10 protein-coding genes are annotated in these 10,644 nt (G+C 71.0%); 1 reads left to right on the plus strand and 9 read right to left on the minus strand.

The features are described from left to right. Positions 1–77: 77 nt before the first annotated feature. The 9 genes from ABT106_RS02215 to ABT106_RS02255 form a co-directional block, all read right to left on the minus strand. On the minus strand, positions 78–890 hold the full coding sequence (locus ABT106_RS02215; protein ID WP_351270979.1) for an HAD family hydrolase: 813 nt from the start codon (positions 888–890) through the stop codon (positions 78–80). Continuing rightward, positions 887–2,164, minus strand: coding sequence for a serine--tRNA ligase (gene serS, locus ABT106_RS02220; protein ID WP_351270982.1), 1,278 nt, complete (start codon positions 2,162–2,164; stop codon positions 887–889). The genes ABT106_RS02215 and serS overlap by 4 nt, the downstream gene beginning before the upstream one ends. A gap of 526 nt (positions 2,165–2,690) precedes the next feature. Further along, positions 2,691–3,626 (minus strand): prephenate dehydratase, encoded by a 936-nt coding sequence (pheA, locus tag ABT106_RS02225; protein ID WP_351270985.1) that lies wholly within the window; start codon positions 3,624–3,626, stop codon positions 2,691–2,693. A 42-nt stretch (positions 3,627–3,668) separates the two neighbouring features. Further along, on the minus strand, positions 3,669–5,027 hold the full coding sequence (efeB, locus tag ABT106_RS02230; RefSeq protein ID WP_502979159.1) for an iron uptake transporter deferrochelatase/peroxidase subunit: 1,359 nt from the start codon (positions 5,025–5,027) through the stop codon (positions 3,669–3,671). Then, positions 4,952–6,940 (minus strand): copper resistance CopC/CopD family protein, encoded by a 1,989-nt coding sequence (locus tag ABT106_RS02235; protein WP_351270991.1) that lies wholly within the window; start codon positions 6,938–6,940, stop codon positions 4,952–4,954. The genes efeB and ABT106_RS02235 overlap by 76 nt, the downstream gene beginning before the upstream one ends. A gap of 22 nt (positions 6,941–6,962) precedes the next feature. Next, entirely contained in the window at positions 6,963–7,430 is a 468-nt protein-coding gene (locus tag ABT106_RS02240) for a copper chaperone PCu(A)C (protein WP_351270994.1), read from the minus strand. Beyond that, complete coding sequence (locus tag ABT106_RS02245) at positions 7,427–8,080, minus strand: SCO family protein (RefSeq protein ID WP_351270997.1); 654 nt, start codon at positions 8,078–8,080, stop codon at positions 7,427–7,429. The genes ABT106_RS02240 and ABT106_RS02245 overlap by 4 nt, the downstream gene beginning before the upstream one ends. Positions 8,081–8,148: 68 nt before the next feature. Next, positions 8,149–8,874 carry a YcnI family copper-binding membrane protein gene (locus ABT106_RS02250; protein WP_351271000.1) on the minus strand — a complete coding sequence of 242 codons (726 nt, stop codon included), beginning with the start codon at positions 8,872–8,874 and terminating at the stop codon, positions 8,149–8,151. A 110-nt stretch (positions 8,875–8,984) separates the two neighbouring features. Beyond that, on the minus strand, positions 8,985–9,809 hold the full coding sequence (locus tag ABT106_RS02255; RefSeq protein WP_351271003.1) for a hypothetical protein: 825 nt from the start codon (positions 9,807–9,809) through the stop codon (positions 8,985–8,987). 264 nt (positions 9,810–10,073) lie between these two features. Here ABT106_RS02255 and ABT106_RS02260 point away from each other — a divergent pair, with 264 nt between their 5' ends. Continuing rightward, complete coding sequence (locus ABT106_RS02260) at positions 10,074–10,520, plus strand: ATP-binding protein (protein ID WP_351271006.1); 447 nt, start codon at positions 10,074–10,076, stop codon at positions 10,518–10,520. Positions 10,521–10,644 lie beyond the last annotated feature (124 nt).

A 10,644-nucleotide genomic window follows, 5' to 3' on the forward strand; every position in this document is an offset into this window, starting at 1 on the left:
AACAAGAGGTCCGGGGCAGCCACTTCGAGCGCGCCTTCCGGCGCGGGCCGCCCCGGACCTCTTCCCCCTCGTACCGGCTAAGCGGCACCCAGCAGGCGTTCCAGCACCACCGCGATGCCGTCCTCCTCGTTGGAGGTCGTCACCTCGTCCGCCACGGCCTTGAGCTCCGGATGGGCGTTGGCCATCGCCACCCCGCGCGCGGCCCAGCCGAACATGGGGATGTCGTTGGGCATGTCGCCGAAGGCGATCGTCTCCGCCGCCTTCACGCCCAGCCGGCGTGCGGCCAGCGACAGTCCGGTGGCCTTGCTCAGGCCGAGCGGAAGGATCTCCACCACGCCCGGACCCGCCATCACGATGTCGACCAGGCTGCCCACGGTCTGCCGGGCCGCCTTGACGAGTGCGTCGTCGTCCAGGCCCGGGTGCTGGATGTACAGCTTGTTCAGCGGTGCGGTCCACACCGCGGTGGTGTCTTCCAGGTAGACGGCCGGGAGGCCCTCCTGCACCTGGTAGCCGGGTCCGATCAGGACGTCGCCGTCGACCCCGTCCCGGCTGGCCGCCAGGGCGAGCGGACCGATCTCGGCCTCCATCTTCGACAGCGCCAGGCCGGCCAGCTGCCGGTCCAGTGTCACGGAGGTCAGCAGCCGGTGCGCTCCCGCGTCGTAGACCTGCGCGCCCTGCCCGCACACGGCGATCCCCTTGTATCCGAGGTCGTCCAGTACGTGCCGGGTCCAGGGCACGGCCCGGCCGGTGACGATGATGTGTGCCGCGCCGGCCGCGGTGGCGGCGACGAGTGCCTCGCGCGTGCGCTCCGAGACGGTGTCGTCACCACGCAGGAGGGTGCCGTCGAGGTCCGTCGCGACGAGCTTGTACGGGAACGGGGCGGGGCTCACTTGTTGATCGGCTCCAGGACCTCGCGGCCGCCGAGGTACGGGCGGAGTACCGGGGGTACCCGTACCGAGCCGTCGGCCAGCTGGTGGTTCTCCAGGATCGCGACGATCGTGCGCGGCACGGCGCACAGGGTGCCGTTCAGCGTCGACAGCGGCTGGGTCTTCTTGCCGTCGCGGTAGCGGATCGACAGACGTCGGGCCTGGAAGCCGTCGCAGTTCGACGCGGAGGTCAGCTCGCGGTACTTCCCCTGGGTCGGGATCCACGCCTCGCAGTCGAACTTCCGCGAGGCGGAGGAGCCCAGGTCACCGGTGGCGACGTCGATCACCTGGAAGGGCAGCTCCAGGGCGGTGAGCCACTGCTTCTCCCATTCCAGGAGGCGCTGGTGCTCGGCCTCGGCGTCATCCGGTGCGACGTACGAGAACATCTCGACCTTGTCGAACTGGTGGACGCGGAAGATGCCGCGGGTGTCCTTGCCGTACGTGCCGGCCTCGCGGCGGAAGCAGGGGGAGAACCCGGCGTACCGCAGCGGCAGCTTGTCGGCGTCGATGATCTCGTCCATGTGGTACGCGGCGAGGGCGACCTCGGAGGTGCCGACGAGGTAGTAGTCGTCCTTCTCCAGGTGGTACACGTTCTCCGCGGCCTGGCCGAGGAAACCGGTGCCCTCCATGGCCCGCGGGCGAACCAGGGCCGGGGTCAGCATCGGGATGAAGCCGGCCTCGGTGGCCTGTGCGATGGCCGCGTTGACCAGCGCCAGCTCCAGCAGGGCGCCCACACCCGTCAGGTAATAGAAGCGCGAGCCCGACACCTTGGCGCCACGCTCCACGTCGATCGCGCCGAGCGATTCGCCCAGCTCGAGGTGGTCCTTGGGCTCGAATCCCTCGGCGGCGAAGTCGCGGATGGTTCCGTGCGTTTCCAGGACGGTGAAGTCCTCCTCGCCGCCGACCGGGACGTCCACGTGGACGATGTTCCCGAGCCGCAGCAGGAGCTGCTTGGCAGCCTCGTCCGCCTCGTTCTGCTCGGCCTCGGCCGCCTTGACGTCCTGCTTGAGCTGCTCGGCCTTCTTCAGCAGCTCGGCCCGCTCCTCCGGGGAGGCCTTCGGGATGAGCTTGCCGAGCGACTTCTGCTCGTTGCGCAGTTCGTCGAAGCGCATGCCGGAGGACCTGCGGCGCTCATCGGCGGAGAGCAGCGCGTCGACGAGCTCGACGTCCTCTCCACGGGCGCGCTGCGAGGCGCGGACACGGTCAGGGTCTTCACGGAGCAGCCGAAGGTCAATCACCCCTCCAGGCTACCGGGCTGGAGTTCCGGGGATCACACCGATATTACGCTGCGTGTCGCTATGTCCTAATTGCCGCTAATGGATAAGTCTAGGCGCCCGACTGTGAGAGACCCCTCTCGGGCGGTCGATAAATGTCGCGCCATTCGCCGAAATGAGGCATGAGGGAGAAGGGCGGGCGGGTTCTGAGCAGGACGGGAAGCGGTTCTTTGTCCACAGGAATTGCCGCCGGGGCCAGCTTATCCACAGGCTGTGTGCCGCCTCTGTGGACATCGGAATAGATCAATCCCACCCGGTGGTGGAGCGAGTCGAATCGGGGTTCAAACCACCCTCAGACACTCATTCGGGTGGGAATGGCTCGCCCCAAAGAGTTGATCCGCGATGTACGGGTGACGCCGTTCACCCTCCGCTCCCCAGCACGAAACCTGAGCCTCCAGCCGATTTGTCGACCTTGTCGTGCCGTCCTGTCGACTTGTCCCCAGGTTGCCATCCCGCCCTGTGGATAACTCTGTGGACAGTGGACGAAGCCTTACGCCCGGCCGTCGAGGCAGCGGGTCAGCCAGTCGGAGGCAGCCGTGAAGTCTCCTTCGGAGGTGCCCGGCCGGGCAGCCCGTACGTCACTCAGAGCGACGCCGGCCCGCGGGTAGGAGCCGAGGAAGCGCACCTGCGGGCAGGTGCGCTTGAGGCCCATGAGGGCCTCGCTGACCCGCCGGTCGGAGATGTGGCCCTCGGCGTCGACGGCGAAGCAGTAGTTGCCGATGCCTTCGCCGGTTGGCCGGGACTGGATCAGCATCAGGTTCACACCGCGCACGGCGAACTCCTGGAGGAGCTCCAGCAGGGCGCCGGGGTGGTCGTCGGCGAGCCAGAGCACAACGGAGGTCTTGTCGGCGCCGGTCGGGGCGGCGGGCCGGGCCGGGCGTCCGACGAGCACGAACCGGGTCTCCGCGTTCTCCGCGTCGTGGATGTCGGTGACCAGCGGGACGAGCCCGTACGTGGTGGCGGCGAACTCGCCCGCGAACGCGGCGTCGAAACGGCCTCCCTGGACGAGCCGGGCGCCGTCCGCGTTGGATGCCGCCGACTCCCACACGGCGTCGGGCAGGTTCGCCCGCAGCCAGTTGCGCACCTGCGGCTGGGCCACCGGGTGCCCGGTGACCGTCTTGACGTCCGACAGGGCGGTTCCGGGCCGCACGAGCAGCGCGAAGGCGATGGCCAGCCGCACCTCGCGGTAGATCATCAGCGGCTCGCCCGAAGCCAGTTCGTCGAGCGTGGCGGTGACGCCGCCCTCCACCGAGTTCTCGATCGGGACGAGCGCGGCCGCGGCCTCGCCGTTGCGCACCGCGTCCAGGGCGGCCGGTACCGAGACCATCGGGACCAGTTCCCGGGTTGCGGCTTCCGGCAGCGTACGGAGGGCGGCCTCGGTGAAAGTGCCCTCGGGGCCGAGATAGGTGAAGCGCGTGGCCGTCATGCGATCAGCCTAGTGCCGGGGTGCCAGGCGCCGGGGTGCCGTTCACCCTTCGAGAAGACGCTGCCCCACGTACTCCCCGGAACGGGGGGCCGGCGGTACGGCGTACAGGCCACTGGACTCGTGCCGGATGAACTCCGAGAGCGCGTCCCCCCGGTCGAGTTTGCGCTGGACGGGGACGAACCCGCGCAGCGGGTCGGCCTGCCAGCAGACGAAGAGGAGCCCGGCGTCGGGGGCGCCGTCGGGACCGATCCCGTCGTGGAAGGAGAACGGGCGCCGCAGCATGGCGGCCCCGCCGTTCTGTTCGGGCGCGGAGATCCGCGCGTGGGCGTTGGCCGCGATGACCGGCTTCCCGTCGGCGCCGATCCTGGTGAGCTCCGGCTCGGTCGTCTCGCCGCCACCGGTCAGCGGAGCGCCGGTGGCCTTGGTCCGGCCGATCACCTGCTCCTGCTGGACGAGGGACTGCTTGTCCCAGTCGTCGAGGAGCATGCGGATGCGCCGGACGACGGCGTACGAACCCCCGGCCATCCAGGCGTGCTCGGCCGGTCCGGGGCCCGTGCCGGGGACGAAGACGCGTCTGTCGAAATCGGGCTCGGCCGGCTTCGGGTTCCCGGTGCCGTCGATCTGCCCCATGAGGTTGCGGGCGGTCATCGGGGTGCCGGTGGCTCCGGGAGAGCGGTTGAATCCGTTCATCTGCCAGCGGACGCGGGCGGCCTGCCCGGCGTCCTTCTGCAGGGCTCGCAGGGCGTGGAAGGCGACGAGTCCGTCGTTCGCGCCGATCTGCACCCACAGGTCACCGTTGCTGCGCCGCTCGTCGAGCCGGTCGGAGGAGAAGTCCGGCAGCGCGTCGAGGGCGCCGGGGCGGCGGGCTGTGAGGCCGGTGCGCTCGAAGAAGGAGTGGCCGAAGCCGAAGGTGACGGTCAGGGAGGACGGCCCGGCGTCGAGGGCGATGCCCGTGTCCGAGTCCGGGGCGTTCTCGCCCGCCATGAGCAGCCGCGCGGTGTCGGACCACCGCCGCAGCAGTGCGGCGGCCTCCGTGCGACCCGCTCCGGCCGTGAGGTCGAAGGCGACGAGATGGCCCTTGGCCTGCAGCGGCGTGGTGATGCCGGCCTGGTGGTCGCCGTGGAAGGCGACCTGGGTGGAGCCGAGGGAGGACAGGGTCCCGGCGGAGCCGCCGGCGGCGGCTGTTTCCGTACCGGCCGCGGCCGCGTGCGCGAGGGCGCCGCCGGCGGCGCCGAGCGCGAGCCCCGCGGCGCCCGCGGCGCCGACGGTGCCCAGCAGTCGGCGCCGGGAGATCTCGATGTCGGGGTTGCTCTCGGTCACGCTGATCAGCCGATCTTCACGGTCTTCTGGACGGTCGTCTGGTCGATGTCGGAGGTACGGACGGTCACATCGATGCGCCATTCGCCGGTCAGCGGCAGCTGCACCCCGGAGGCCGTCCAGTGCCCTGGCGCGGCACGGTCGGGAACGAGCGGCAGCGGGCCGATGTCCTTGGCAGGAAGGGTGAAGGCGACCTTGACCTCGGGGAGGTCGAGCGGCTGGCCCTCGGGGGAGTCGGCCCAGATGTGGAGGGTGTTCGCGCCCACCCGCCCCGGGTCGAGTTCGATCCGGACATCGCCCTTGCCGCTCGGGCCGCCGGTGTCGAAGGGAAGGGTGATCTTGACCGCGCGGTCCGGTACGGCGGTGGAGGTGGAGCCACGCCCGGCCTCCCGCTCCACGGCGCGGCCCGGCTCGGTGCTGGTGAGCACCGTGGTGACGGCCAGCAGGACCACGGCCACCCCCGCTTCGGCGAGCACCGAGCGGCGTAGTCCGGTGCGGTCCGGTTCGGCGTCGCGGACCCGCTTCTCGCGGGCCGTCTCGCGTGCGGCCTGCTGACGGGCGAGCTGGGCGGTGCGCTTGGGGTCGGACGGGACCGTGGCGGGCTCTGTTTCACGTGAAACAGAGGTTGTTTCACGTGAAACACCGCGGACCGTTTCACGTGGAACGTCGAGCGGTGCAAGGGCCCGCGCATCCTCCCGGGGAGCGGCCGCAGGCGTGTCGAGCAGTCGGCCGGTCCACCGACGGGATACGTAGGCGATGCCGACGAGGACGGCTACGAGACCGACCTTGAGCAGCAGCAGCCGCCCGTAGTCGGTGCCGGTCAGGGCGGACCAACTGCCGAGCTGGCGCCAGGACTGGTACACGCCGGTGACGGCGAGCACCACCACGCTGACGAAGGCCACCTTCGAGAACCGCCGCACCGCCTCGCGTTCGATCCCGGGAACCTTGTACAGGGCGACGAGCAGGGCGGTGAGGCCGCCGAGCCAGGTCGCGACGGCGAGGAGGTGCAGGATGTCGGCGGGCATCGCGACCCCGGGCTGGATACCGGTGGAGGCGTGCTCGGAGAGGGCCCAGGTCGCCGCGATGCCACCGGAGACCACGGCGCCGCCGATGCCCAGGCCGAAGGTGAGGTCGCTGGTGTCCTTGTCCTCCTCGGCGGTTGCGGACATCTGCCGGCGCCGGGCGTAGACACCGAAGAGGACGGCGATGAACAGGGCGGCCGCTCCGAGCAGGAGCAGGCGGGAGACGAGTGAGGCCCCGGTTTTCGTCTCCAGGACGGTCCTCAGCCCGGCGAGGTCGAAGGCGTCGGCGAACTGCCCGGTCCCGGTGTACGGAGTGCGCAGCACCAGCATCGCGAGGGTGGCCGCCGTGAGGGTGACCCACGCCCGTACGACGAGCTTCTGCAGCGGACGCTCAGCGGCGCCCCGGCGCCAGCAGAGCAGGATGAAGGCGGCGCCTCCGACTAGGACGGTGAAGCCGGCATAGGCGGCGTAGCGCGCGACCCCGTACGCGATGCCGACGGGGCCGCTGCCCGCTTCACGGGTGGGGAGCGTGACATTGGTGGCCGAGGGCGCGCCGATGGAGAAGGTGAAGGCGCCGGAGATCGGGTGGCTGTCGGCCGAGACGGCTTGCCAGGCCACGGTGTAGGTGCCCTCGGGCAGGCCGGAGTTCAGGGCGGTGCCGTAGCGGATGATGTGCCCGCTGCACATGTCGCGCAGCTCACCGGTGTCCACCCGCCTGCCCTGCGGGTCCAGGACGCGGATGGAGTCGTCGCCCATGGCGACCTGCTCCGAGAAGGAGAGCGAGACCTGCGCGGGCGCCGTGGCGACCACCGCCCCTTCCTTGGGGTCGCTCGCGGTGAGTGCGGCGTGCGCCGCGGCCGGGGAGGCCACGGTGAACAGGCTTGCCAGCAGGGCTGCGAGGACCAGCGCGAGCCGTGGCAGGAATGCCGTGGCATGGGCGCGGGGCGCGGAAGGTGCGGGGGCGGTGGCCGTCATGGCGTGTCGGTTCCTCGGTCCGTCAGTGGGCGTTGGAGTTCTGCGCGGTGTACGTCCGTTCCTTCACGTCGAGTTCGACCTTCACGGGGCCGGCCTTCTCGAAACGCAGCTCGACGGTGACCTTCTCGCCGACCTTCGGAGTGCTCTTGAGGCCCATGAACATGACGTGGTTTCCGCCGCGCTCCAGCCGGAGCTCACCGTTGGCAGGCACGTCCAGTGACGGGACCTGCTGCATCTTCTGGTCCTTCGTCTCGTGGATCTGGAGATCGTCGGAGAGCGGGGAGGATGCGCCGGTGAGCTTGTCGGCGGTCGCGGAGCCGTTCTTGATGACCATGAACGCGCCGGCCATCTTGTCGTTGACGGGCTCGGGAATGAAGCCCTGGCTGACCTTCATCCCGGGCTTCTCCGCGTCGGAGGAACAGCCGGATATGGCGAGCGCGGCCGTCAGGGAGAGGGTGACGGCAAGGATGCGGGTGGTACGGGCGTTCACGGGTTCTCTCCCTTGATGATCTTCGGCAGGTCCTTGGTGTAGTCGTCGACGGTGGTGCCTTCGCCGTAGAGGACGTATCCCTCGTCGGTCTTGGGCGAGAACGCGATGACCTGCGCGCCGTGCATGGAGACGACGCTGCCGTCGGCCTCCTTCGTGGCGGCCTCGATGCCGATGCCGAGCGAGCGCGCGGCCGCCTGGATGGCGGCGAAGTCCCCGGTCAGGCCGGTGAAGGCCGGATCCTGGGAGCGAAGCCACGCGCCGAGGGATTCGGGAGTGTCCCGATCGGGGTCGGTGGTGACGAAGACGACCTGGAGGTTGTCCTGGTCCGCCTGGGGGAGCGCCTTCTTGGCCACGGCGATGTTGCTCATCGTCAGTGGGCACACGTCCGGGCAGTTGGTGTAGCCGAAGTAGATGAGCGTCGGCTTGCCCTTGGTCTGCTCGCGCAGGTTCCACGGCTTGCCGGTGGTGTCCGTGAGGACGAGGTCCGGCTTGCCGAAGGGGCGGTCCAGCACGGTTGCGGCCTTGGTGGTGTTCTGACCGCCGGAGATCTGGGTGACCGAACCGGTCTTGGTGGGCTCACCGCCGCAGGCGGTGAGGGTGAGTGCGGCCGCCGCTGCGAGAGCGGCGATCGTCACACGTGTGGTGCGCATGAGGAGGTGTCCCTGGGATCGGGGAAAGTACGGATGGTCCGGAGGGCAGTGCCCGCGGGCACGTCTGGTCAGGCGGAGCGGCGGCGCGCGGCGACGCCGAAGGCGACACCGCCGAGCCCGATGACGATGCCGGCGATGCCGAGGGCCCGCGCGGTGGTGTCGGAAGCGTGCTCGGACGCGGCCTCGTCGTGGCCCGTCGTGGAGTCCTTGTCGGCGTTCTTGGCCTCGTCGGCCTTCTTGTCCCCGCCGTCGTGGTGGTCATCGGCCTTGGCGGCGGTCAGCTTCAGGACGGGCGCGGGGTTCTGCGGTTCCGCGGCGCCTTCCTTGGCCTCCTCGATCCACCGGACGACCTCGCCGTTGTCGTAGGTCTGGATCGCCTTGATGACCATCTGGTCGGCGTTCTCGGGGAGCTTGCCGACGGCGAGGGGGAACTGCTGGAACTTGCCGGACTCGATCTTGCCGCCGGACCAGGTCACCTTGGTGACGGCCTTGGTGATCTGCTTGCCGTGCACGGTCAGCGGCTTGTCGAGGTCACTCGTCTCGACCTTCACGGTCCAGCCGGGGATGTCCTGCGGCATGACGGACGTGAGCGGCTGGTCGATCGGGAAGTTGACTTCCAGCTGCGTGGTCGAGGCGTTGTCGCGCTCGTTGGGGACCTTGAAATTGATCGTCGCGTAGCCGCCCTTGGTGGCCTCGCCGGGCTGCACGCTGACGTGGGCGAAGGCGGGGCCCGACAGGACCAGGACGGTACCGGCGGCGAGGGCGGCGGCGAAGGAGACGCGAGAGGTCTTCACGGCAGGAACACTCCACGGAAGCAGTGGTGGCGTTGGCTCCGGGCGCGGGCGCGCACGGAGTTCGCGGCACCGGTGGTCCCGCCCCGTGCCGGGGAGGAGAGGGTGCCGCGTCAGGCTGCGAGGGCGAACGCGACGGGGGGGCCGCGCCTGATCACCGTGTGCTGGAGCGTGGCCCGGCCGGTGACCGGCACGGGCGTGGAGCCGGCCGGCGGAGCCTGCTGCGTACGGGAGGCTGCCCCGGCGAGCCCGGCAAGGAGGGCGCGTACGAAGGCCAGCGCGGTACGCAGCGGTCGTATCGGGGCGGCTTCGCGGGACAGCCGGGACAGGTCGACGAGCCGGAACAGCGCTGCGTCGCCCCGGCCGAGGAGCCAGCCGGCGCCGAGCGCGGCCAGCAGGTGTCCGGCCAGCATGGCCGGGCTGAACAGGCCGGTGTCGGGCGCCGCGGCGGCGGCCTGGCTCAGGTGCGCGTGCGCGCCGTGGCCCTGCGCCGTGGCCTGGGCGGCGAGGGCGGCCGGATCGAGACCGGCGGTCTCCAGGATCCGCCGGGCGTCGGCCGGGCTGACGGGGACGGAGTTGCCTCCGCACACCAGCCGGGCGGCGAGCGCCGCGAGCGAGGCGTCGGCCGAGCCCGGCGTCGACGCCGGCGCGGCAGCGGCGGAGGCGTCGTGCTGGCCGAGGCCGAACAACGCGTGCAGGGCCAGCTGTCCGGCGGTGAGTCCGACGGCGAGACCGGGCAGGGCGCGCCGGCGCCCCGCGAGTGGGGCCGCGACCGAGAAGACCGCGACGAAGCCGATGCACAGCGACCACCAGGGCACGGTCGCGCAGGAGGCCAGGGCGTGCCCGGCCGCGGACAGCACGACGCAGACCGCGGTGAACACCGCGGCCCGGATCAGCCGGAGTCCGACTCCGGCGTGCGTCGCGTGGGGGGCAGTCATGGCCCGGTCATCATCGCACTGCGCTCAGCCCCTCCATACGGCAGGTCCGGAAGGTCCCATCAGTCCCCCGGCACGGTCGCAGCACACGCCGCACACGGACACCCCGGACCCCGGCCCGCACGCAGCCACCTCTGCGAGAAGACCGCCGCACGTGCCCCGCATACCCCGCCGCCCGGGCGCGCCGCATCGGCTGAACGAGGTGAATGCGCGCTCCGTCGGCCGCGAGGGGCTTACCGCCCCCCGCGGGAGGCAATAGGTAACGGTATGAGCATCTGGTGGTCTCTCCACGTGAGGCGCGAAGCCGCGAGCGTGCCGCTCGCCAGGCGACTGCTGCTGGGGACGATGGAGACCGCGGGGGTGGACCCGGACATCTCCTTCGATCTCTCGGTGGCGCTGAGCGAGGCCTGTGCGAACGCGGTGGAGCACGGTGGGCACGGCGGTCTCCCGGACGGCGGGGCCGAGGCGTACGACGTCACGGCCTACCTGGACGGGGACCGCTGCCGCATCGAGGTGACCGATTCGGGTCCGGGTTTCCCGGCCGCGACGGTGGCCCGCCGCAGAACCTCCCTGGCCGAGCACGGCCGGGGCCTGCACCTGATCGCGGAACTGTCCGACCACGCGCGTTTCCGGAACCGGCCGGGCCGGGGCGCGGTGGTGAGTTTCGACAAGATGCTGAAGTGGCGTGACGGCGCGCTGCTGAAAGCTTCCTAAGCCGCGGCCGGTTCCGGGCACGGCACCCGGTGGTGCCGTCACAGTCCCGTCCGGCCGGCGGGGTGCGGCACGCACGCTCGCCGGACCCCGGGTGCGCCGATGGGCGGGACCCGGTCGGGGTCCC

The sequence above is a fragment of the Streptomyces sp. NPDC002044 genome (assembly GCF_040296725.1).
GTDB classification, from domain to species: domain Bacteria; phylum Actinomycetota; class Actinomycetes; order Streptomycetales; family Streptomycetaceae; genus Streptomyces; species Streptomyces antarcticus.